22 protein-coding genes are annotated in these 24,692 nt (G+C 36.3%); 5 read left to right on the top strand and 17 right to left on the bottom strand.

What is annotated here, in order from left to right; all coding sequences use genetic code 11:
* Positions 1–220 precede the first annotated feature (220 nt).
* Complete coding sequence (locus LQ50_RS19205) at positions 221–841, top strand: site-specific integrase (RefSeq protein WP_052144870.1); 621 nt, start codon at positions 221–223, stop codon at positions 839–841.
* Between the two features lie 366 nt (positions 842–1,207).
* On the opposite strand, the gene LQ50_RS24485 is transcribed toward LQ50_RS19205, so the two are convergent.
* The 4 genes from LQ50_RS24485 to LQ50_RS19185 all read right to left on the bottom strand — a co-directional run bounded on the left by LQ50_RS24485 (position 1,208) and on the right by LQ50_RS19185 (position 8,141).
* Positions 1,208–2,302 (bottom strand): HNH endonuclease, encoded by a 1,095-nt coding sequence (locus tag LQ50_RS24485; protein ID WP_052144869.1) that lies wholly within the window; start codon positions 2,300–2,302, stop codon positions 1,208–1,210.
* Positions 2,295–3,800: an AAA family ATPase gene (locus LQ50_RS19195; protein ID WP_034632374.1), complete on the bottom strand. Its 1,506-nt coding sequence runs from the start codon at positions 3,798–3,800 to the stop codon at positions 2,295–2,297. The genes LQ50_RS24485 and LQ50_RS19195 overlap by 8 nt, the downstream gene beginning before the upstream one ends.
* Positions 3,801–4,356: 556 nt before the next feature.
* Complete coding sequence (locus LQ50_RS19190; protein ID WP_034632370.1) at positions 4,357–6,096, bottom strand: UvrD-helicase domain-containing protein; 1,740 nt, start codon at positions 6,094–6,096, stop codon at positions 4,357–4,359.
* Positions 6,093–8,141 (bottom strand): ATP-dependent nuclease, encoded by a 2,049-nt coding sequence (locus LQ50_RS19185; protein WP_034632368.1) that lies wholly within the window; start codon positions 8,139–8,141, stop codon positions 6,093–6,095. The genes LQ50_RS19190 and LQ50_RS19185 overlap by 4 nt, the downstream gene beginning before the upstream one ends.
* A gap of 250 nt (positions 8,142–8,391) precedes the next feature.
* On the opposite strand from LQ50_RS19185, the gene LQ50_RS19180 reads away from it, so the two are divergent.
* Entirely contained in the window at positions 8,392–8,835 is a 444-nt protein-coding gene (locus LQ50_RS19180; protein WP_034632366.1) for a hypothetical protein, read from the top strand.
* A 317-nt stretch (positions 8,836–9,152) separates the two neighbouring features.
* Here the strand turns inward: LQ50_RS19180 and groL are convergent, their stop codons facing one another.
* Both groL and groES read right to left on the bottom strand, forming a co-directional pair.
* On the bottom strand, positions 9,153–10,793 hold the full coding sequence (groL, locus tag LQ50_RS19175; protein WP_034632363.1) for a chaperonin GroEL: 1,641 nt from the start codon (positions 10,791–10,793) through the stop codon (positions 9,153–9,155).
* Positions 10,794–10,853: 60 nt separating this feature from the next.
* On the bottom strand, positions 10,854–11,138 hold the full coding sequence (gene groES / locus LQ50_RS19170) for a co-chaperone GroES (protein WP_034632361.1): 285 nt from the start codon (positions 11,136–11,138) through the stop codon (positions 10,854–10,856).
* Positions 11,139–11,552: 414 nt separating this feature from the next.
* Here groES and LQ50_RS19165 point away from each other — a divergent pair, with 414 nt between their 5' ends.
* Both LQ50_RS19165 and LQ50_RS19160 read left to right on the top strand, forming a co-directional pair.
* Positions 11,553–12,278 carry a CPBP family intramembrane glutamic endopeptidase gene (locus LQ50_RS19165; RefSeq protein WP_034632358.1) on the top strand — a complete coding sequence of 242 codons (726 nt, stop codon included), beginning with the start codon at positions 11,553–11,555 and terminating at the stop codon, positions 12,276–12,278.
* The gene (locus tag LQ50_RS19160) at positions 12,275–12,493 is read left to right on the top strand and encodes a YdiK family protein (RefSeq protein ID WP_034632355.1); all 219 of its coding nucleotides are present in this window, start codon (positions 12,275–12,277) and stop codon (positions 12,491–12,493) included. Before LQ50_RS19165 ends, LQ50_RS19160 begins: the two co-directional genes overlap by 4 nt.
* 419 nt (positions 12,494–12,912) lie before the next feature.
* On the opposite strand, the gene LQ50_RS19155 is transcribed toward LQ50_RS19160, so the two are convergent.
* From LQ50_RS19155 to LQ50_RS19130, 6 genes are all read right to left on the bottom strand, one after another.
* Positions 12,913–14,325 (bottom strand): MDR family MFS transporter, encoded by a 1,413-nt coding sequence (locus tag LQ50_RS19155; protein ID WP_237563761.1) that lies wholly within the window; start codon positions 14,323–14,325, stop codon positions 12,913–12,915.
* Positions 14,326–14,460: 135 nt separating this feature from the next.
* Positions 14,461–14,997: a DoxX family protein gene (locus LQ50_RS19150; RefSeq protein WP_034632353.1), complete on the bottom strand. Its 537-nt coding sequence runs from the start codon at positions 14,995–14,997 to the stop codon at positions 14,461–14,463.
* A 54-nt stretch (positions 14,998–15,051) separates the two neighbouring features.
* Positions 15,052–15,582 (bottom strand): DoxX family protein, encoded by a 531-nt coding sequence (locus tag LQ50_RS19145; protein ID WP_034632350.1) that lies wholly within the window; start codon positions 15,580–15,582, stop codon positions 15,052–15,054.
* A 234-nt stretch (positions 15,583–15,816) separates the two neighbouring features.
* Positions 15,817–16,569, bottom strand: a complete 753-nt coding sequence (tatC, locus tag LQ50_RS19140; protein ID WP_034632348.1) for a twin-arginine translocase subunit TatC — start codon at positions 16,567–16,569, stop codon at positions 15,817–15,819.
* Between the two features lie 17 nt (positions 16,570–16,586).
* Complete coding sequence (tatAY, locus tag LQ50_RS19135) at positions 16,587–16,766, bottom strand: sec-independent protein translocase protein TatAY (RefSeq protein ID WP_034632345.1); 180 nt, start codon at positions 16,764–16,766, stop codon at positions 16,587–16,589.
* 69 nt (positions 16,767–16,835) lie between these two features.
* Positions 16,836–17,474, bottom strand: a complete 639-nt coding sequence (locus LQ50_RS19130; RefSeq protein WP_034632344.1) for a redox-sensing transcriptional repressor Rex — start codon at positions 17,472–17,474, stop codon at positions 16,836–16,838.
* A gap of 341 nt (positions 17,475–17,815) precedes the next feature.
* Here LQ50_RS19130 and LQ50_RS19125 point away from each other — a divergent pair, with 341 nt between their 5' ends.
* Positions 17,816–19,750: an ABC-F family ATP-binding cassette domain-containing protein gene (locus LQ50_RS19125; protein ID WP_034632342.1), complete on the top strand. Its 1,935-nt coding sequence runs from the start codon at positions 17,816–17,818 to the stop codon at positions 19,748–19,750.
* 324 nt (positions 19,751–20,074) lie between these two features.
* Here the strand turns inward: LQ50_RS19125 and LQ50_RS19120 are convergent, their stop codons facing one another.
* From LQ50_RS19120 to LQ50_RS19100, 5 genes are read right to left on the bottom strand one after another with little or no spacing between them, the layout of a single operon-like run.
* A complete protein-coding gene (locus tag LQ50_RS19120; RefSeq protein ID WP_161784701.1) occupies positions 20,075–21,040 on the bottom strand; it encodes a ComEC/Rec2 family competence protein in 966 nt (321 codons plus the stop codon).
* 50 nt (positions 21,041–21,090) lie between these two features.
* Positions 21,091–21,822: a glycerophosphodiester phosphodiesterase family protein gene (locus LQ50_RS19115; RefSeq protein ID WP_034632339.1), complete on the bottom strand. Its 732-nt coding sequence runs from the start codon at positions 21,820–21,822 to the stop codon at positions 21,091–21,093.
* A gap of 38 nt (positions 21,823–21,860) precedes the next feature.
* A complete protein-coding gene (locus tag LQ50_RS19110; RefSeq protein WP_034632337.1) occupies positions 21,861–22,685 on the bottom strand; it encodes a carbohydrate ABC transporter permease in 825 nt (274 codons plus the stop codon).
* Between the two features lie 14 nt (positions 22,686–22,699).
* The gene (locus LQ50_RS19105; RefSeq protein ID WP_034632334.1) at positions 22,700–23,569 is read right to left on the bottom strand and encodes a carbohydrate ABC transporter permease; all 870 of its coding nucleotides are present in this window, start codon (positions 23,567–23,569) and stop codon (positions 22,700–22,702) included.
* 5 nt (positions 23,570–23,574) lie between these two features.
* Complete coding sequence (locus tag LQ50_RS19100) at positions 23,575–24,651, bottom strand: ABC transporter ATP-binding protein (RefSeq protein WP_034632332.1); 1,077 nt, start codon at positions 24,649–24,651, stop codon at positions 23,575–23,577.
* Positions 24,652–24,692 lie beyond the last annotated feature (41 nt).

Raw genomic sequence — 24,692 nt, 5'->3', positions numbered from 1 at the left:
AGTCGATTCCACTGTTTTTCTTTAGACCTGCTAAAAAACCAATTGGGACACTGACTATGATCGCTATTATGATGCTCCCTACATTTTTCAAAAAGCTTTAGAACTCGAGCTTATTAAGAAGGATCCGACTGAATTTGCTTACGTTAAAAAGGACAAGAAGACAATTGAACAACTTGAAGAAGAGGAAGTTCCAAATTACCTTGAAAAAGAAGAACTTGCCTTGTTTTTAGAAACAGCTAAACAACATGGGCTTGAACATGATTATTTGGCGTTTTTAATCCTAGCCTATACAGGAATAAGGGTCGGAGAGTTAGTTGCTCTCAAATGGAGGGATATAGACTTTATAAACCAAACGATAAGCATAACCAAAACGTATTATAATCCCAATAACAATACCGTTGAGTATCAATTGGTCCCACCAAAAACTCGAAAGTCTAGACGGAAAGTTGTCATAGACGAAGAGGCTATTCAAGCTTTAAAAGACCACAAAGACGTTCAGAATCAAGTAACAAAGCGACTAGGTGACGACTACTACAATAAAGACTTTATCTTTGCAAAGATGGAGCGACAGTTCGGTTATCCTATTGTGATAAAAAACGTTCGAGACCGTATGAAAAGGCTGCTTACTATCGCTGACCTAAATGAAGAGTTAACACCGCACTCTTTGCGACACACTCATACCTCACTTCTTGCTGAAGCGAGGGTTTCACTCGAACAAATCATGGATCGTCTCGGTCATACCGACGATCAAATTACGAAAAATGTATATCTCCACGTAACCCAAGAAATGAAAAAAGAAGCCTCTCAAAAGTTCACTGAACTTATGAGAAGCCTCCGTTAATATCCTCAATGTTAGCAAACCACTCTCACCTTACTAACAAATCCTTTTATACCAAGGGTTTGAGGGGCAGGTTACATCATGCCGCCCGTAAGTTTTGAGTGTGTAATATCGTTAACAAGAGGTGCAAAAATTGCGGTAAATCAACGTTTTGGATATTGTTGACTGTAACATCTTTAACGGGGATTTACCGTTTTTTATGGGATTGCGTTAGCAAAATGTTAGCAATTTAAAACAGAAATCATCACCAATGTCCACACACTCCACATGCCGTGTGTGCTGGGCATGGACAATTTAAAGAAGATGTAGTGGAATCACCTATTTTCAACTTAAATAAATTTATTTTATGTACAACAGCCAGATGTATATTTAACTCAATTCATAGTATGCAATAATACTTTCTATAGTGTCTTCTCGCATAAACCAATTAGAATTTAATAAACTCTCATATACCTTAGCTTCTATTGAATTTAAATTTAAAAACTCCGCTGAAGATTTATCACTTTCTAATTTTTCTTGAACTGCTTCTAGACCTCCAGATAAGTAATCAGTAACAATACTTTTTACCCGTATCCTAAATACCCTACTAGCAGCCTTCCCATATCTCGAGTCTAATTCCAACTTCGAAAAATGACGCTCTAATCTACTTCGCAATATTGAACTTCTCAAAGTACTATTTATATTAAATTTAAATGTTATAGGAAATGCCTCTACTACTTCCGCTTCTAACCAATCTATACTTGTAATATCTTCAAAATATGAATTTATCAACAATTTTTCTTCAGTATCATAGATTTCATCAGACTTATTAGTGTTACAATCTATACAACTTGGGATTAAATTAATCGGAGTTATTGCATAGTTAATATAGTTTGCCTTTGGGAGATAGTGATCTAATGTAGTGACATTTCCTATTAAACAATAAGGACAGATGCCATCATCGGCAAGTAACATTAATTCATCATAAATGTCTCTCCCTATCCCATCACTATCTTTTACTAAATAATCTTCATATGCTTCTTTCATAACATTTTTATCTACATATCTAATATAATTATATAAATCTTCTCCAGCAGATAAAATACTATCTAAATGATTTAACTTTACTACTTGTAATTGTTCGAGGATTGAATTTTTGGTTTGAGTTGGATCAATAAAATCAATTAACTTATAGTCTCTTAATTTCTCTAGTAATCTGTTTTTGGCTATAGTATTAGGAAAATTAAAAAACTGTAATACAGGAGTATCTCTAGGAATTTCTATTATTTGAGTGGGAACTATTTGATGTAGTTCATTTCTATCTTCATTTGCTACAAAATTATATTGAACTTCTTTTTCTATTAAGTCACTTTTTATTGATTTTATTCTACCAAGCCTAAACTTCCCAGCAACACTTTGCCTATTAGCAAGTAACTCATCAAAAAAATCCTCAATTTTGATATTAGGTTTTGATAATTTATACATCATTAAAATCCTTTTCTAGTTCATTTAAATAACTTCTAACTATTGTTTTTGCATCTAAGCTTAACTGATAATCGAATTCTTCTAATACTCGATCATAATCTCGAAACTTTTCTGCAGCTTCTTTTAGAATTTTATGAAATCCTGTATTAATCACTTCTAAACCAAAAACTTCTTCAGTTAATACCCCTGTATTTTCACCAAATGTTTCCATTTTAGGTCTTTCTATTTTGAATGCATTCCCATATTTACGAATAATAGATACAACTGATTTAGGCACTTCTTGTAGAACTACAGGAGAATGTGTAGCTACAATACCAACACCATTTTCAGCCTTTAGAAGTTCAGATAAACATCTTATATATGCTGATAACAATGGCGGATGTAAGTGCGTTTCTGGTTCGTCAATTAATACTAGTGTTTTTTCCACTAGCAACTCTACTATTTTAGAAATTGAAAGAAGAATAATTTTATGGCCCGAACTCAAATACTCAAATTTAGATACTATGTTTTCTGTACAGATTTGCATATCTTCTTTACTTCGTTTAGTTTCAAAATATTCCTCTAATATAGTAATAAAGTTCAGCTTATTAAAATTATAATCCGCTTTATTTAATATCATAAACATTTGATGTAAATAGTATTGTTTTTTTCTAATCAGAATACTTAATATAGATTCACTAAATTCTTCACTAATTTCAGCATCACTTTTTGTTTCACCCAATTTTTTTTTAAAACCTACATAGAAAAAAGAATCATTTTCATCTTCTTCATTACTAGGGATTTTATCAAATACGCTAAATGAAATATAAACTAAATTAGCAAAATTATCTTGGAGTTTCCCATTTATATATTCATTCATAATTCCTTTCAAAACTGTAGTTTTACCAACACCATTTGTACCAATAACTGCGTGTAAATTTGTAGGTGGTAACGTATCTGGTTCAACCTTAAAATGTAAATCTTTCTTTTTATTTTGATATTCTAAGGAAAATGTAAAATCAAAGTCTGTTAGTAATGCTCCGCCTCTAGCTATTCTCTTAAATTGATTCTCATAATTATATTTATTTACTTCCCTCATCAAAGAGACGGTTAACACTTCTTGTTCCGAATATTTTTCCATAAACTCATCATTATACGCAATATCATTAATAGCCGTTAAAAAATCGATTCTCAAATCATCATCATTTAATTTTTTTATATTCTTGTAGTATTTCGCACTTTGCCCTAAAGAAAAAAAGTTACTCGGCAATTTTAGAATAACATTATTCTGACTAGCTGCTAATTGATTTAATACTGTTCTAGTCTTTTCCTCTGTGGTTTGATTTTCAAAACCTATTTTCACATGTCCTATTTCAGTCTTTTTTAAATTTTTATCTACATATTCAACATTAAATAATGTATAGAAAAGATAATCATTCCAATTATCTGGTACTAAATGAAAACCCTCTTTATTTCTTGCCTCATTAAAATTTGTTATGTAAATTTTAATAAGTCTCACCTCCGGATAAATATTGTACGCGTGTTCTTTTAATTACTTTATAAAAATTCAACCATTTTAAAACAGGCTATTACTTTGCACTTAAATCACCAGAAATTCCCTCAAAATATCAATATGGTTCACCATTTCCATCAAACCTTATTAACGCATTACCATTTCTTAATTCTGCATCTACTAAGTAAAAATTTGATAACGAGGCATCCTCCCAAAGAGATTTAGGTATATGCTCTAAAACATTAATTTGATACTCTATTTTGAGTTCCTTACTAATTTCACTCATCTAAACTTTTAATAAATAATAAATACGAAATTTGCTTAATATTTGTTAAAGGATTACATTCCCTTCCGTCCATAACATTTCCAAAATTTTAGCGATTTGGCTCTTTAATTCACTTATAATCATGTGATTGCTTCCATTAATGTTTTCTTATTTAATAATATTGTTGATTTAAATGGCTAAAACAATTGCTATACCACCACTTCCTAGAGTGCTTTAAATATGAATTTATTAAGATAGTTACTGCTATGAAGGGATGGCAGTAGCTTTTAACCAAAATCAAATCAAATGATGAACTTTTGTTAAGTCCTCCACTTTAATGTTGTATTGTTCTTCTATGAACTTTTGATTCTTCTTCGTAAGTTTAGAAAAGACAATATATAAACGGTTGATTGCTCTACTTAATCCAACATAGTAAACCCTATCTTCTTCGTTCTCCAAATCAGGGTTAAGAAGAAAATCTAAAGAACTTGGTATTAGTAAAACATTTTCAAACTCATCACCTTTTGCTTTGTGAATAGTTCTGTGCTGACTGGTATCTTCTTTATAATTTATACATATTGCAAGTTGGGTGTATGTAATTCCATCATAAAAGTCTTTGGCTGCACCCGCTTTAAAGGTACTCATTGGAATATGGGATTTTATCACTGTATAAAACGCGATTAAGGAAGTTTCATTATAACTATCATATTTAGTTAATAGTTCTTGAAGTAATTTAATTGAGTTATTAACTCGGTCTTTCTCAGGACAATCTGTAAATAGTACTTTCATTTTTTCTAATGCATTTTTATAATCACCTATTCGTGCAAATTCAACTGCTTCTATAGAATTTAAAATTATCCTCGGTCTATCTTTATTACTATCGGCCTCTTTGAATTTCTTTAATAGCTTCGTATCTATTCCATTTAATGCAACCAACGATTTCATTGCATTAGCAGTGGGATTATCCCTTGAAAGTGTATGAATCGATGAACCTTCTCCGCATAGTTCCTTTACTTTTTTATAAGCATCTACAGTATCTCCAATAAATAAAATTGGTAGTTCACCATCAACATTTTTATATTTAGATTGCGCAATATCCTTTCGTACTTCATTCAACAAATCGATAATTTGATTCGAACTACGCCTATTTTCAAGGATTTGATATTCGACCATATTTTCTAATTTGAAGTTAATAAATTCATCTATACTCGCCCCTTGAAACGCAAAAATAGATTGTGCCGGATCTCCAATAATGCCAACTATTGTTTCTTCTTTAGCTATCAACTTAATAATTTTTGCTTGAATAGGATTTGTATCCTGCACCTCATCTAAGAAAAAGTATGGGAATTTGGCTCTTAATACGTTTAGTATAAAAGGATGCCTCGTTATTAATAAATAACTAAAGAATAATACATCATCATGATCAACTTTACCCGATGACCAAAATATTTTTTTATAACTAATCAAATCATCTGCTAAAATATCAGTTACTTTTCTTACTCCACCTACTTTTTCTTGATTACCCACTAACTTTAAATTTCCGTCTGAGTCGTACATGTACTGTAGATTATTGAGCCAGATAAACAAAGAGTCTAACTTTTGCCCGAATAGCAATTGCTTATATGAATTAGGATGAGTAAGTTCATCTACACGTTTATGATTTTCTAACCAATTTTTCACGATTGAATATCTTGGACCATAAGTATCATGTCCATTAACTTTTGAGACATTTATTTCAAATTCATCTGATAAGTAATGTAAGTATGGTTTAACAACGTGCTTATATAAAAAACTATGAATAGTTGATACCTCTACTCTGTCAGTTACACCAGCACCAAGCCTTTTCAAAATCGTTTCAACAGCGATATTTGTATAGGTAATACAAGCTATTTTTCGCGTCTTCTCCAATCGCGCAGAATTTTTCACTGTATTTATTATATGATTAACTAACCAATGTGTTTTTCCTGCTCCTGGACCAGCTGTTATTTTAAAGTGCTGTTCAATATCAATTAAGTCACTAGATGTAATAGTAATCAATTTTCACACACCCAATCTATAGCTTCTTGAATATAGTCTGGGACGACAAACTCAACAAAGTCTTCAGAACCTCGCTTAGCTAAGTTTTCTTGTAATGCGTAGGCTAATTCCAAAGCGTTAACTCCCTTACCAACTGAATTTAAATACCTAGCAGCTATCAGTGCTATTTTTTTATCATCTTCTGACCAACTTAATTCTTCATGTTTTAAGCCATCTATTATTCTCGTATTTTCTTTTGATTTACTTAATCGGCTATAAAGTTTATCAATATCTTTACCTTCTTGAAATAGCTTCATTAGCGCTTTAATTTCTTCTTTATTAGACATTGAATCCGTTACTAACATCTTCAACATTGGGTTGAATCGCACTAAATCATATTCAAGTGTTTTACCTTTTAATTCATCTTGAAAATAAAACTTAATGTTCGTCGAATAATCCACATCCTGCTTACTAATTTTATATTCATATTTATCAGCTTCTATATTCATCTCAAATGGATAACATTTTGTATAGGATTCCCCCTCAATTAAACGCTCTTTCCTTACTGGATCCCTATCAGTAATACAAACTACTTTTCTATTTATTGCAGCAGAATTATTAGAATTAAACAACTTCAAAAAGTGGTCAAAGTACTTTCCTCCTACATTAATTACAGCTACATGTTCGTCTTCTAAAAACTTTCCAAGATATTCTGCAAAAATAGACATTAATAATTGCTCTGCTAAACCTTCAACTAATATAAGTTTTTCAGCAAAAAGCATATTTGATTTCGTCGCATCTAAAAATCTTTGTACATATTTTTTACTTTCTACATTAGTACCAAAAACTTTACCTGGGTAGCTGACTTTTGTTTCATTCTCACCTTTATATAAGCAGATTAATTCATCTAACTCTAACGCTCCTGTAATATGAGTCGAATGTGTTGTTACGAATATTTGACGAACCTTTTTCTCTGCCAAATTCTTTTTCAAAAACTTTAATAATTGCTTTTGCATCGAAGGATGTAAATGCGCTTCTGGTTCTTCTATAACAAGCATTGGAAAGACTTTTGCGTTGCTTCCTAAATACGTTTCACTCGCATTTACTTGCATTTTTGCCAATAGTAAAGACATGAAAATCAAGTTATTATAGCCAAGGCCATTATGCGTTATAGGTAGTTGAATTCCATCATGATGCTCCACTATTAGTTTAAGTGCAGAATAGAGTTCGACATCTGTTATACCGCCAGCAAAGTTTGGTTCAGCATTATCAAATGAAGCCCCAATCTCTTTTGAATACGATAAAATTTGTTTTTTTCCTTCCAACATCCTCTGATTCAAAGAATCCATCAGTACTTTAGCTTGATCTTCAAATTTCTTTTTTTCCTCTTTGATTTGTTGTTCTTTTTCATCGTCATCTAAACCTTGATTGGATTTTATACTATAATCCATAAAGAAATCCAAAACATTTTTTAATAATGTATTTCTTCCACTGAACATATCCCTTTCTACATCTCTAATAGCATCTAAGAATTGAAAATCAAATTTTTTCATATACTCACTATCCACGGTAATTTGATTTTCTAAATTTCCTCCATAAATTTTGTATGTATAAAAACGCAGAAAATTTCTATCTATAATTTCCCATGCATCATTTACAGAGGTTGCAGTAGAAAGTTTTTGTTCATACTCGTCTTGATGTTTTAGCGGAAGACAAAATTCATAATGAATTTTAGCTTCGTATGGTTCTTCCAGTTTCGTTAACCATTGACTTACTACTACCAAATCATCTCCCATTAGGTTTTCTTCTTTTTCTTGACTAAGAGTAATTGATACGTTGATGCGTGGTGGCTGCTTTTTTAATTCTTCTAATGTAAGTTGCTTATTAAAATCATCAATTGATAGGTTCTTTTTAACAGATGGATTATATATTAGTGCCATAGCTCTTAATAAGTTCGATTTTCCAGCATTATTATGACCAATTATTACATTTAAACCCTCGTTAAATTCAATTATATTAGCTTTGAAATTTTTATAGTTTTTAATTTCTACCCTAGATATGTACATACAGCTGTTGACCCCTTTCTGAACTCGAAATGAATTTACTATGTTATGTCTATTATAAGTCATCTTGTTAATATTTGGTTATGTATCACTTTTTAATGATATATCGGATACTGAAGATTACTTTAAAAAGATTAAAACTTTCAATGATATTGAACAGAATTTAAAAGATGTAGTAAAGACATAGGTATTATTTGGTTGGGATGATGATGGGTATCGCAATGGCAGTTTTAAAGAGAGATTTGATGATTTTGTGAAGACAGAATATATAGGAAACAAAAATAGTACAGCTGGTGAAATATTTTTCTTTTCACAGTTAGGCTATATATCACAATCAATGAATATTTTATTTACTATGATGGAACCTAATTTTGTCCCTTATGTACGTGGAATTGTGCCGTTTAGATATCTAACAATTATATATACCAGTCTCAAAGAAAATTTGAATTTAAACTTAGATATTCAAATTGTCCGAACTAGTATTAGCTACTTTTTTGAGAGAGTCTTTGATCATAATTTAGTTTCAGAAATTTCCTACAATGAATATTTAGAAAAGATAAATAGTTTAAGTTTGTACAAATATGTTGAGGATGCTTTGTCACTCCTTAACAAAGAGTTGGATGAAATAAGTCTTAGACAGATAGATTTAAGAGTCGAACAGTTTTATAAAAATGAATTTTTAGTACGTTTAAAATAGCCAAATCAAATTTTTGGCTATTTTTTATGATCAATTATTTACCGTAATATTTTCTACTTTTGATCCTTAACGAAAGGTGCGTTAGCTTAAATATTATTGTTGCGTAGTATAAGTCTACTACGTAAAACAACAGTTAATCTAGCCTCTTTGCAGAAGACTGATCTAATGAATAATGCATCACCTTCTATCGTAAGCAAAAGAAAAAGGCTTCTCAAAAGTTTAATCAACTAATGAGAAGCCTCTTTTATATACCTTATGTTATCATTTTGTTAGCAAATCTCTTTAAAACCCTTATCTATCAAGGGTTTGAGCGGTCATCACATCATGCCGCCCATTCCACCCATGCCGCCCATGCCGCCCATGTCAGGCATGCCGCCGCCTTCGTTTTCCTCAGGCTTATCAGCGATAACAGCTTCTGTTGTTAAGAACATAGCTGATACACTTGCAGCGTGTTGTAGAGCAGAACGAGTTACTTTCGTTGGGTCAACGATTCCAGCTTCAACCATATTTACCCACTCGCCAGTTGCAGCGTTGAACCCTAGGCCAACTTCTTCACCTTTAAGACGCTCAACGATAACAGATCCTTCAAGACCTGCATTGTGTGCGATTTGACGAACTGGCTCTTCAAGAGCACGTAGGACGATGTTTACACCTGTTGCTTCGTCGCCGTCAGCTTGAACTGCTTGAACCGCTTTGATTACGTTAACAAGTGCAGTACCACCACCAGCTACGATACCTTCTTCAACTGCCGCACGAGTTGAGTTCAATGCATCTTCAATGCGTAGTTTACGCTCTTTAAGTTCTGTTTCAGTTGCAGCACCAACTTTAAGAACCGCTACACCACCAGCAAGTTTAGCAAGACGCTCTTGTAGCTTTTCTTTGTCAAACTCAGATGTAGTTTCTTCAAGTTGAGCTTTGATTTGGCTTACGCGGCCAGCGATTGCAGCTGCGTCTCCAGCACCTTCAACGATTGTTGTGTTTTCTTTTGTTACAACAACTTTTCCAGCGCGGCCAAGTTGAGTGATGTTAGCAGACTTAAGGTCAAGACCTAAGTCTTCAGTGATTACTTCACCACCTGTAAGTGTAGCAATGTCTTCAAGCATTGCTTTACGACGGTCACCAAATCCTGGAGCTTTTACAGCAACAGCGTTGAATGTACCACGTAATTTGTTCACAACAAGTGTAGCAAGAGCTTCGCCTTCAACATCTTCAGCGATGATAAGGATTGGCTTACCTTGTTGTACCACTTGCTCAAGAACAGGAAGAACTTCTTGAATGTTAGCGATCTTCTTGTCCGTGATAAGAACGTAAGGATTATCAAGAACAGCTTCCATCTTATCAGAATCTGTTACCATGTAAGGAGAAGCATATCCGCGGTCGAATTGCATACCTTCTACTACTTCAAGCTCAGTAGAGAAACCTTTAGACTCTTCGATTGTGATAACACCGTCGTTACCAACACGATCCATTGCCTCAGCAATGATTTCGCCTACTTCATTGTCAGCTGAAGAGATAGCGGCAACTTGTGCAATTGAAGCTTTTCCTTCAATTGGCTTAGAAATGCTTTTAAGCTCAGTCACTGCAGCAGCCGTTGCTTTTTCGATTCCTTTACGGATCACCATCGGGTTTGCACCAGATGTTACGTTTTTAAGACCTTCACGAATCATCGCTTGAGCAAGAACTGTCGCAGTTGTTGTACCGTCCCCTGCGATATCGTTAGTTTTGCTAGCTACTTCAGCTACAAGTTTTGCACCCATGTTTTCGAATGCATCTTCAAGCTCGATTTCTTTTGCGATTGTTACACCATCATTTGTAATTAATGGAGAACCGAATTTCTTTTCAAGAACCACGTTACGTCCTTTTGGTCCAAGTGTTACTTTCACAGCGTTCGCAAGTGCATCAACACCACGCAGCATTGAACGACGAGCGTCTTCACTAAACTTAATATCTTTAGCCATGTTTTGTACCCTCCTAGAATTATTTTCTTATTTTATGTAGAGACTAAGCTCTTACGTTTATTAGCCAATAATTGCAAGAATATCGCTTTCACGTAGGATTAAATATTCTTTGCCTTCAAATTTCACTTCAGTTCCAGCATACTTTGAAAAGATGATAGCATCTCCTTCGCTTACTTCAAGAGCAACGCGCTCACCGTTGTCAGTCACACGACCAGTACCAACAGCTACCACTTTTCCTTCTTGAGGCTTTTCCTTCGCAGAATCTGGTAATACAATCCCGCTTGCAGTTTTTTCCTCTGATTCAACTAGTTCAATTACAACACGATCACCTAATGGCTTTAACAAGGAAAACACCCTCCTTCAAGATCTAAAAATTAATTTTTATTATTAGCACTCATCACACTCGAGTGCTAACACAATTATTATAATAAGCATAACTGGGTATATTTGCAAGCATTTTGCAAAAAAAAATTTTGAAATTTGCTAGGCGCTTTCACCCATATTAAAAATATGTATTACTATGTATTTTCAAACGAGCATACCGGACAAGCACATAATCAAATACAGACTTACATAACGTATTAAAAGACTGCTCTAAAATTGAATGGACACAAACCTTCATTAGCTTATCCTATTAGAAATTCTCTTATTCACACTATATTCGATAAGTTGTAGGGCTTTCCTTCAGCTTTTATGTAAAGCTTATGTTAAAATATGAAGATGCGATTTTGAGACTTTTTAACAAAGGGGAATTACACATTGAATAAACGATATTGGTGGATTCTAATTACATACACATTGATGCAATTCTCAGCTGTTCCAGGCGTTTTACTTCTTAGAGAACTCGATATTCCTTTAGAACGTATCCCTGGCATTTGGAGCATGTTCAGTTTTACAACGGGCTTACTCATCATTGTCTTGTTGCTTTTGCCTGAGATTCGCAACCGGCATGATGTAGAAGGACGTTCTTCAAGAGGAGAAGCCGTACGTTGGTCTATAATTGGTGTTTTCTTTGTTTTTGCCGCTCAATATGCAGCAGCATTAATTGAAATGTTCCTCCTTGGCATCGAGCCTGGTTCTGAAAACACAGAAACCATTGTAGAATTCGCAAAAGCGTTTCCAGCGTTCATTCTTGTTATATCCGTTATTGGTCCTATTTTAGAGGAAATCGTCTTTCGTTTAGTTGTGTTTGGAGCTCTATACAAAAGATTTAATTTCTGGATTTCAGGGATCCTTAGTTCATTAATTTTCGCTGCTGTTCATATGGATTTCACACATTTACTCGTATATACAGCGATGGGACTAGTGTTTGCCTATTTATATGTAAAAACAAAACGTATCCTTGTTCCAATTATCGCTCACGTTGCGATTAACCTATTTGTTTCAATCGTGAATGTTTTGTTAGCAGATCAAATTGAAGATTGGATGGAGCAACTCGAACAGCTCGAACAACAAACTTCACTCATTATTGGAGGATTATTATGAGAGCATCACCGATAACCATGGCACTCCTTTACTTTTCCATAGGTGTGTTACTCGTTTTTTTCGCTATCCAAAATGTAAACACAGCTGGTTGGAATTTTTGGAGCTATTTAATTGTTTCTTTTGCCGCAATCGATTTTATGATTGCTTATCGCTTTTATCGCTTACGAAAAGTGATTAAACAGCTTCAGAAAACAAATAAAAAGAAAAAGGATTAACATATCTCCGCAATATGAAGGGCCCAAAACACTTGAGGTCCTTCAATTATGCAGAGGTATTTTTTTGTCTTAGCCTAAAGAAACTCTGACAAAAGATAGCAACAGCAAGCTCAGCAATAAAACTAACGATATCGTCACTCTTTGTTTAACATTCACGCTTGATCACCTTCTGATTTTTGCTTCTTATTTGTTTTATATGCAACTTGTACTTCTTTTCATTCCAGCTCTTAAAAAAAGCTATGGACCTTTGGCCTACGGCTCTCATCTCTCCCATGAAGGTCATGATTATCTGGAGTAAGGAAACTCGTGCTTGGCCCAATTAAAAAAGCCATGAATTAAAAACAATTCATAGCTTTTTCTCCTGCCATATATCATTAAATCTCGCCACTACCCCAACGTTAGCGTGACGCATTACATTTCTACGTACTTGAAGTCATCTTTTCGTCTTTGCTTGCTGCTTTTTCAAGTAAGAACGCAATTGGAATGGAAATCGCCGTTACTACAGCAATGACCATGAACCCTTCATTAATGGCTTGAAGGCTTGCCTCTTCTAACGAACCGAGACTAGCCATTAATTGCCCTCTTCTCACTTCATAGTAAATGGAAACAAATACAATCCCTAATGCCGAACTCATCTGTCTGACAACGTTATTCATCGCAGAACCTCTAGAGATCAAATGGCTAGGAATGGCATTCATCCCTGTCGTAGTTGATGGCATGCTGCTTAACCCCATACCAATTCCTCGAATAGCCATCCAAAAGAAAATTAATGCAATTGACGTCTCTAGACTCAAAAATCCAAGAGGGAACGTTCCAATTGCTACGACAATGAGACCGGTAGAAATAATTCCCGTTGCTCCTTTTCGATCTAGAATGCGTCCACCTACACTCATAAATACACCTGTTAATAAAGCGGATGGCAAGAAGATTAACCCAGTCATGATTGGTCCAAACCCATATACTTGTTGAATTAACAGCGGAATTAAAAACAACCCCGCAAACAATCCAACAGATGAAACACTTGCGATAACCATGCTATATGTATAGGCCGGTACACGAAACAAGGCTAAGTCTAATAAAGGTTGTTCCTCTTTTCGTTCAATTTGAACAAATATATATATAAGTATGATGCCAACTGCCACTAACGCAAGATTCACTGGGTTGGTTAAATGAGCAAGTTCGGACATTCTGCCTAATGAATATAATATCAATCCGACACCAAAAGTAATTGTTAAAAACCCGTATTTATCAAAGGTAATTTGTTTATTTGCTGTTGTAGTTGGTAAATAGCGGAATGCAAACCAGAGACCCAAAAGGCCAAAGGGAACATTCACTAGAAATAAATATGTCCAATCTAATGTTTCTAGTAGGAATCCTCCAAAGGTCGGTCCAATCGTTGGTGCCATCATGGCTGATATGCCCCATACTCCCGTTGCCAAACCGCGTTCCTTTCGAGGAAATGCTTCGAAAATAAGCGCCATAGATAGAGGCATCATAATACCACCGCCAACACCTTGGAGCCCTCGAAAGATAATTAAAGAACTAAGATTCCATGAAAGGGAGCCGAGTAATGATCCTAATACAAAAATAGCCAGCCCAATAATATAAAGCTTCTTTTTTCCAAAACGATCACCGAGATAACCCGTTACAGGTACCGTCATTCCCATTGTCACCATAAAAATGGTTATGACCCATCCAGTTGCAACTGCATCCGAGTGAAATACATTCATCAACTGCGGTACCGCTGGATTTAACATGCTGTTATTTAAAATCATTGTAAATGATCCGAGTAGCACAGCTACAACAACCATCCATTTTCCCGAAACTTTCATTATTCTTCACACCATTTCGCATTTCGAAATATTATAGCTGTATCATACCATAAGTCAGATCCTAGGAACACTACTTGCCCCCTATCACAACAGCAATAAGAGGTAAACCCCTTTTGAGTTTACCTCTTATGAAACTTACATTGCTTCTCTTAATCCTTTACCAGTTGCTCCGAAGCCCTTTTCATTGTTTCTTCCTTTGAATATCATACTCTTTAAGTAAGGCAATACCCATCTATCTCCACCGTAACGTCCTGCGTTTGCTCCTGCTACTAAAATAAACATTGATATTAAGATCATCCATGGATTAGAAGAAATCGTTCCAGCAAATAAGAATGACATATTCATCACTACTCCAAAGAATGCTGCCGCTGATGTGAATACTCCTAATATGAGGCCTAACCCTACGAACAACTCTCCCCATGCTACCATCACACTAAAGGTATCTGCGTACGGAATCGCTACACTCTCTAAAAATGATACGTAGTTCGGATACATCAACGCTTCCCCACTCATGACTGGATTGGCAACAGATCCTTGTAAATACCCTCCTGCATTAAAGTCCCCTGTTACCTTGCCCCATCCTGCTGTTAACCAAGACCATCCTAGATACACTCGTAATACTAACCAAATTCCTGCCATATATTTATTTTCTCTAAAAAATTGTCCGATCATTGTAAGTCCCCCTCATTTTTTGTTTGTTCAATGTTTCACATTCGATTGTACAGCTTAGATGGCTTCTTTTAATTTCGCTCCACCTATTCCTTTTTCACTGGTTCTTCCTTTAAAAACAACACTTTTCAAGTAAGGCAACACCCATCTATCTCCACCGTAACGTCCTGCGTTTGCTCCTGCTGCTAAAATGAACATAGAGATTAAGATCATCCATGGGTTAGTAGAAATCGTTCCGGCAAATAAGAATGACATATTCATCACTACTCCAAAGAATGCTGCTGCTGATGTGAATACTCCTAATATAAGTCCTAGTCCTACGAACAACTCTCCCCATGCCACCATGACGCTAAACGTATCTGCAAATGGAATTGCTACATTTTCTAAAAATGCTACATAGTTCGGATATAGTAGCTCTTCCCCACCCATGACTGGGTTAGCGACAGATCCTTGTAAATACCCTCCTGCATTAAAGTCCCCTGTTACTTTGCCCCATCCTGCTGTCAACCAAGACCACCCTAGATACACTCGTAAGAATAACCATACTCCCGCAACATACTTGTTTTCTCTGAAAAATTGACCGATCATTGTAAGTCCCCCTTTAGGTGATTTATTTAAACCCACATAACAATGTGATGTTTCATGCTAGATCATTCACTTTACGTTTTTCTCCTCACACTTTTATGTGAAGTTTTTCACAACCTCTACACTCATAGTATAGAATACTCCCTACCTTTTTTCTACACCCTTAAGCCTTTTGTCAAAGTTTGTTCAATGTTTCACATAGTTGACGTAAAAAAAGAGTGAATGCTGTGATGCATGTCACTCTTTTGAAGAATTTTCTCGTTCTTTTTCTAGTCGTTGGACCTTCCGATACGTCAGGTAAGACACCCAAATACTAAATTCATATAGAAGAAGTAGTGGCAATGTCACCATCAAATGAGATAAGATTTCTGGCGGTGTGATAAAACCCGCAATGACCAACAAAATAAAATAAGCAAATTTCCTCACCTGGGCTAGAAAACTCGGTGTCAGCATACCTAATCGAGTAAAAAACATGACAACGACCGGTAATTGAAAGAGCAAACCAAACGGCAAGGTCACTTGAAAAAGGAAAGAAAAATATTCGTTTACTCCATATTGTTCTGTAATCCCTAATCGCTCTGATAAGCTGCTCATAAATTGAACTAAAAATGGGAAAAGAACAAAATACGCAAACGACAGACCCGCTAAAAATAATATAAATGCAAATGGAATATACGCAAGTGTTGCTTTTTGTTCCTTCTCATGCAAACCCGGACTTACAAATGCCCAAAGCTGATACAAAATAACCGGGAAAGTAATAATAAGAGCACTCGCAAAAGCAAACGTCATAAATATTCGAATGGGATCTGTCATCTTAAAAGCATTCATTGGTAAATCTTGTGCTGTAGGTGTGCTTTGCAAATACGAAATTAGCGGTGTAGCTAAAAAGAAGCCGGCAATTAATGCCACGATGAAGAAGACTAAAGTAACAATAATTCTTCGTCTAAGCTCCACTATGTGGTCCATTACCGACATGTCTCTTTTTTCCATTTATAGACCCTTCCTATTTAGGCTTTATCGTTATCTTTTTTCTTATCATCTTCATCTGCTAAGCCTTTTGTTGCGTTTTTAAATTCACGTAATGTATTCCCAGCAGCCTTTCCTAACTCTGGCAATTTCTTTGGACCAAAAATTAGTAAAGCAACGATCGCAATTAACGCAATGCTGCCTGCTCCTAATCCACCCATAGGTAGCACCTCCTTGTCCTAAATTCATTATAGATTGTGTCGAAATAGATAGCAATGGCTTCGTTTATTCTACGATTCTGAATAATGCTTTAAGAAATAAACCAATGCTTGTAACTCAACCGATAGATCAATATGGTGTACGCGTACACTTTCTGGCACATCAAGTCTAGCCGGTGTAAAATTTAAAATTCCTTGTATTCCAGCTGCGACTAATTGATCGGCAATTTTCTGTGCAGCAACTTGTGGCACAGTCAAAATTGCAACCGTCACTTCTGGATCAATTACCTTCTCAAGATCACTTAAATGGTGAACCGTTACCTCGCCAATTTCCTGACCGATTTTCTGTTCATCCACATCAAAAGCCATCACGATTCGTGTATTATTATTTTTAGAAAAATTGTAATGTAAAAAGGCCGTTCCGAGATTTCCAACTCCAACAAGAACGACTTTCGTTAGCTCGTCTTGATCTAGCGTTTTACGAAAAAAGGAAAGTAAATAATTCACATTGTACCCATATCCCTTTTTCCCTAGTGCTCCAAAATAAGAGAAGTCACGCCTAATTGTGGCAGAATCGACTTTCACTGCCTCACTTAATTCTGTCGATGAAACCCGTTGCTTTCCTGAAGCAGACAAATTCTCTAAAAAGCGATAATAAAGCGGCAAGCGTTTGGCCGTTGCTTGAGGTATCTTTGTTTGATCAATTTTCATTCATTGCCTCCCTCCTACCATCGTCAAGTTGGCAACTCAAGACTACCGTTATTGTACACTATTTCACAGGGTTTGTAATCGTTTCACACTTCTGTTCATGAAGTTGTTGAAAGATACATTCTACGATACACTTAAGAGGTAACACAAAAAAAGGACGGGGTTCCCTTTTTTTGTGTTACCTCTTAGCAATGAGCGGAGCCGTCGTTTGCTCTTTAGCCTTTTGAATGGGTTTCTCAAAAGGCGTACGGCGTGCGGAGCCATTGCCACTTTGGAAGTACTTTTCAAATAAAAACATAGCTTTTATAAAAAGGAATAGATTTTATTAGTTAGGAATGAAATCGATGATTATTTTACAATGTAACAATATTAGCAAATCTTTTGGAATTGATCCTATTTTATCAAATATTAAATTAGATATTCAAACCGGTGAGCGAGTGGCCCTTGTTGGTCGAAATGGTGCCGGGAAATCAACATTATTAAAAATCATTGCAGGTCAACTTTCTTATGATAGTGGACAAGTTATGATGCCAAAAGGGACCGAACTTGGCTATCTAGCTCAAAATACTGGTCTTGAATCCGAATTATCCATTTGGGAAGAGATGTTAACGGTTTTTGCCCATCTACGGAAAATGGAGAAACAAATTCGAGACATGGAAGTACAAATGTCTGATCCCAATTTGCTTCAAAACGAAAATCGTTACAACAAGCTTTTAAAAGAATATGATCAGCTCCAAATCACCTTTAAAGATAAGGGTGGCTATCAATATGAAGCTGATATCCGCGGTGTGCTTGCAGGGATGAATTTTGGTGATTTTGATTATGAAACAAAGATATCCACATTAAGTGGAGGTCAAAAAACGAGATTAGCGTTAGCTAAGTTATTGTTAACTAAGCCAGACCTTCTTATTCTGGACGAACCAACTAACCACCTAGATATTGCTACGCTCACTTGGCTTGAACAATATTTAGTTGGTTATAGAGGTGCGATTTTGATCGTGTCCCATGACCGCTACTTTTTAGATAAAATCGTGACAGAAGTGGTCGAAATCTCTCGGACGAAATCAACCAAATTCACGGGCAATTATAGCGCTTATCTCGACGAAAAAGCAAAACGCTATGAGCTCGAATTAAAACAATACGAGAAGCAACAAGATGAAGTTGCTAAGCTTGAAGACTTTATTCAAAGAAATATTGCTAGAGCTTCAACAACCAAACGAGCGCAAAGCCGCCGAAAACAACTTGAACGAATGACGTTACTAGACCGCCCAGCTGGCTCTGAGAAATCGGCTTCTTTTTCGTTTACAATAGAACGTCAAAGTGGAAAAGAGGTAATCCGTGCAACAGATCTTCATGTTGCGTATGGAGATGAAACGATTTTTCAACAGCTGAACCTGGCGATTGACCGCGAAGAAAGTGTTGCACTTATCGGGCCAAATGGTGCCGGGAAATCTACACTTCTAAAGGCTCTTATGAAAGATATTCCTTTACAAGATGGCGTGATTCGTTTTGGGAGCAATGTGACGGTGGGTTATTATGATCAAGAACAAGCCAATTTAAAGTCTAACAAGCTTGTGTTGCACGAGTTGTGGGATGAGCATTCACTTTTACCCGAAAAGGAAATCAGAACGGTACTAGGTAACTTTCTCTTTAGTGGGGATGACGTCTTAAAGCCTGTTTCGACATTAAGTGGGGGAGAAAAGGCGAGACTGGCTCTTGCCAAATTAATGATGAAAAAGGCAAACCTCCTTATTCTCGATGAGCCAACAAACCATTTGGACCTAGATGCAAAGGAAATTCTCGAAAATGCACTTATTGATTATCCAGGAACGTTACTCTTTGTTTCTCATGACCGATATTTCTTAAATCGCATTGCAACAAGAATGGCTGAACTCGATGATGGACAAATTACGAATTATCTTGGCGATTATGATTATTATGTGGAAAAGAAAAACGAAACCGAACAAAGGGAACTACTAAATCAACAAGAGCGTGCCGCAAGTTTAACTCAAACTACAACTGGACCCCAGACGGATAAGCGCTCATACGAACAAGACAAAGAGGCCAAAAAAGCTGAACGTCAACGTCAACGTAGGATTGAGGAAATCGAAAGTCAAATTGACTCACTAGAAACGTCAATGGCCGAAAAAGAAGATGACCTTTGCGACCCTTCTATTTATTCAGATCATGAAAAAGCGCAAACCATTCAAGCGGAAATTGATGAAGCAAAAGCAAAAATTGAAGCTCTAATGGAAGAATGGGAAGAACTTCAGGAGTAAGAGGAGTAAAAGAGGCAGCTTTCTCATTATAAGAGAGATGAACATCTAATTGTTCGTCTCTTTTTTGAGAATAGGTACGTATTCAATGGATGAGTCCTTTTTCTTTGGTCCATTACGGTTTCAATTCCCTTTGACGAGTGACCTTCACTCTCTTCCCGCTACCCGTTACAGCTCTCATTCTCCCCTTTGACCGACCTTTTCATATTTCATCAAAAAGAGTCACCCCATTCCCTCTTCAGTAAAGGAATATGAATGACTCTATTTCCGTATAACCTAAGCTTGTACAAACGTCCTCTCTTGTATAGAAGAGACTACCTCCTAACATCACTCCACTTCACTCAAAACAGTCAAATCTTCTCCATCTGAGACGAGTAAAATCGTACCGTTCTTGCTTGTTGCATAGACGTTGCTGCCGCTTTTCACGTATCGATTGTAGACTTTTTTACTTTGAAGGATATTCGCACTAATAATTGTGTGCTGTGGCTTCACCGTATCAATGAAGGCTTGAGATGAGGATGTACGGTCTCCATGGTGAGGAGCGTGTAATACATCTACGTCTAACTTATCTCCATATAGCTTTATTAATTCTCGCTCCTTCTTTTTGTATATATCTCCTGTAAATAAAAACGTGTGATTTAAATACGTGACCTTAAGTACCAACGACCGATCATTCATTTTTGCCGTTGATAACTTCCCTGATTCATAAGCATGGATCAATTCTTCCTCACTCGGACCAAGAATTTCAACTTCTACATGATCGCCCAGTGTAAAGCGGTCTTCCGCCGCTACAAACTGTTCAGTAATAGCTTGTTCGCGAAGAAGATTCCTAAATACTTGATAAGTCTCTGTGTGATGCTCTAAATTGGGTCTAATGAAGAGGTCGATTTGTTTGGACTTGAGTAACGTATGATATCCGCCAATATGATCATGATGAGGGTGGGTTGCTACAGCTATATCAAGATGATTGACGTTTAATTGATCTAAATAATGATCAAGCTTCTCCCCCGTGTCCACAATTCCTGCATCAATTAACATTCTCTTTCCATCTGGACTTTCTATTAAAATGGCATCACCGGATTTGGTGTCCGCTTCTAAATCAAAATATCTAATTTGTAGGGCTCCTTTGTGTAAGGTTTCATCAAAAATTTCCTTATGGTTTACTTTCGCTTGTATTGCTTCTTCTTTAGTTACGGTCTCTGCTTGAATATAGGTGACAAGCGGATAGGTAAAAGTCAGTAAGAAAGCTATTGCAATTATCCACTTCAGGTTTGCATACATACGAGGAGCCACTTGTCATCCCTCACTTCTTGGTAGTTTATGTACTTAAAATGTAGAAGGTACTATGATGAAGCAACGGACACTTTCAAAAACTGCTCCGGTTTATTTGTTGTGATGTGCATATGTGGAGAATAATCCTTAAGCGTTTCCATCACCTTAGCATCATCCACCGTCCATGCTCCTACCCTTACCCCATTCTCGAGTAACGTGCTTACTAACGCTTTTGTCAAATAGGCATAATGCATCGACACGCTTGTTGCCCCAGTAAAATTCAATTGATCAATCAACATGGTCGGTTGCCCCAAAACTATGAACCCCGTTTCTACATGACGGTCTAATTCCTTCACCATTCGTACACTCTCATGATCGAAAGAAGCGACCAACACTTGTGAGTACATGTTATATTTTTCAATAAGTTCAATCACAGCTTTTTCGAGACCTAAGTAGAAGTCTCCCGTTTGTTTTAATTCCACAACAATTTGGCAAGAAGTCGGCTTAAACAACTGAAATACTTCTTCTAATGAAGGAATCTTTTCCTCCGCAAAAGAAGAATGAAACCAGCTTCCGGCATCTAACTTCCGCAACTCTTCGTACATGGATTCTTTAATAAAGCCATTTCCATTTGTTGTTCTTTCTAAAGTATGGTCGTGTATCACAACCGGAACTCCATCTTTAGTTAAATGAACATCTAATTCAACCCCATAAATCCATGTTTCTTCCATCGCCAAACGAAACGCGGCGAGCGTATTTTCAGGTGCTTTGGAAGACCATCCACGATGTGCAATACATTTCATATTTGTCGACTCCTTTTCTTATCATGTGTCGTTTTCTTTTATTTGACTCCTGTATACACAAATGCTCGAATAATTTGTCGTTGCGCAAAGAAAAACGCGATTAATATAGGTAGCACAAGAATCATGTTTCCAGCCATCAAGATATTCCAAGCGATTCCACCTTCAACTTGGCGAATTTTTGTAATTCCAATTGGCAATGTTCTCGCTGCATCTGATGTTGTCATTACAAGTGGCCAAAAATAATCATTCCAATGTGTAATAAAACTAAAGAGTGCAAATGTGATTAACACAGGTTTAGCAATAGGAATCATAATCTTCATAATAATTTTCCATTCAGTGGCATCATCTAACCGAGCCGCTTCTAGCAATTCCTCAGGTACTTGCTTAAACGATTGACGCAAAAGGAAAATGCCAAATGCGCTTGATGAGAATGGAAGAATTAACGCCCACAATGTATCAAGCAATCCCCATGCACTCATTTGTAAGTAAACAGGTAAGAAAATGAGCTGCGCCGGAATCATGAGCGTAATCATCGTAAGTCCAAAAAAGAATCGATCTCCTTTGAATTTATATCGTGCAAACGCGTAGGCAGCCGGTATAATCGTACACATTTGTAAAAGTAAGATTCCGATCGACACGATCACACTGTTCAGAAAATACGTTAGGAATGGCCCCGAATTCCAAGCCTTGCTAAAGTTGTCCCAGTTAAGCTGTTCTGGAATCCACGTAGGAGGAAACAACATCGTTTCACCTAAGGTTTTAAAGGACGTTGACATCATCCATACAAAAGGCATCGCAAAAATACACACAAGTAGAATCAGCCCAATTAAATTAATCCCTTTTAACACGATCTTTTTATCCATGCTCGTCTCCTTTTCTAACGATAATGAACCCGTCTTGCTAGCAGTCTAAAATACACAATGGTTAATAGACTAATCAAAATTAATAGCACAACACCAGCAGCTGATGCGTACCCAATCTTAAAGAATCGAAATCCATTTTCATAAATGTAATAAACAAATGTATTCGTTGAGTTAATAGGACCTCCTTGAGTCATAATGGCAATCGTATCAAACACTTGAAATGACCCAATCATGCTTATAACAACTAAGAAAAATAAAGTTGGTGATAGCATTGGCAAGGTTATTTTGTAAAAGATTCGAAACCAATTTGCTTCATCCAATTGGGCCGCTTCGTACATATCTTTTGGGATACTTTGAAGACCAGCGATAAAGACCAGCGTATTGAACCCAATTCCTTTCCATACAGCTACTAGAATCAATGAAAACAAGGCTGTATCAGGATGAGTTAACCACGTAACACTCGGAATCCCTACTAATCCTAAAAACCAGTTTAATAGTCCATAATCCGCGTCCATTAACCACAACCAAAGCATGGAAATCGAAACAAGTGAGATAATATGTGGGCTGAATATAGCTCCTTGCACGAAGCTATAAACCGCCCCTTGTTTGTTCAGCCATAAAGCAAGTAACAAGGAAATCAATAATGTAAAAAACACCGTAAGAAACGTATAAACTGCTGAGTTTCTCATCACTTCTATAAATTCTCTCTCACCCATTAGAGAACTAAAATTCTCAAAGCCGACAAAATCCTTTGTTGGACTAACGAAGTTCCAATCAAAAACACTAAGGTACATCATGTAAAAGATTGGGTAAATAAAAAACAAACAAAAGATAAGAACAGAAGGAGCAATCATCGCATATGGACGAAGCTTAATCCATGGCATCGATTTTAAACCCCCTCTAGTACGAACGGTGTTTTTCTTCCAACGGCTACATCTCTCAACCGCTCACCATTTCTATCAAAAAAATATAGGTCATCATAGGGGATCGAAATAAATACGTTCGAATCACGCTCAACAGTTGATAAGAACGTTTTAACCTGACAATCTCCTACCTTGCTTTTTATTCGGTAAATTACTTCTGCCCCTAAGGTTTCTCTTGTTACTATCTCACCAGGAATGACTAGACAATCATCATGGGTCAGCGCATTTGATTGGATACTCGTATGTTCAGGTCGAAATCCTATAAAACTTGCTTGATCTCCAACATTAGGCAACAAGCCTCGAACATCTTCATACTTAAAAATGTTCATGGCAGGAGTCCCTATAAATTCTGCTGTAAACGTATTGTTAGGGTCATGGTATATATCCATTGGGCTATCCACTTGTTTGACAACACCCTTGTTTAGAATAATAATTTCATCTCCCATAGACATTGCTTCAACTTGGTCATGGGTAACATAAACAAAGGTTGTTCCTAAACGTTTATGCAGTTGAATGAGCTCTGTTCTCATCTGGTTGCGCAGCTTTGCATCAAGGTTAGACAGAGGCTCATCAAGAATAAAAACCTGTGGTTTCTTCACCATAGCTCTAGCTAAAGCGACACGCTGCCTTTGCCCTCCAGACAAATATTGAGGCTTCTTATTCAAATATGGGGTAAGTCCGACGATCTCTGAGATCTCACTAATGAGCTTTTTTCTTTCTTCTTTTGGCACTTTTTTATTTATTAATCCAAATTCAATATTTTCTTGAACGGTCATCGTTGGATAGAGGGCATAATTTTGAAAAACCATTGCTATGTTTCGTTTTCCGGGCGGAACGTCATTCACGCACTTTTCGCCAATCCATATGTCTCCACTTGTTTGCGTTTCAAGCCCGGCAATCATTCGTAACGTTGTTGATTTTCCGCACCCTGAAGGGCCTACAAGGACAGTAAATGACCCATCTTTTATAGTGACATTAAGGTTTTTGACGACTTCCTCATCTTTAAAAGTCTTCGTCACATTTTGCAAAACAATTTGTGCCATAGATAAACCCTCTCTCTCAAAAAAAATTAATCAAACATTTG

Origin of the sequence: Halalkalibacter okhensis (assembly GCF_000787375.1) — a bacterium.
Taxonomy (GTDB): domain Bacteria; phylum Bacillota; class Bacilli; order Bacillales; family Bacillaceae_D; genus Halalkalibacter; species Halalkalibacter okhensis.
The sequence above is the reverse complement of the archived record's forward strand: the minus strand, read 5'-3'. Positions and strand labels throughout refer to the sequence as shown.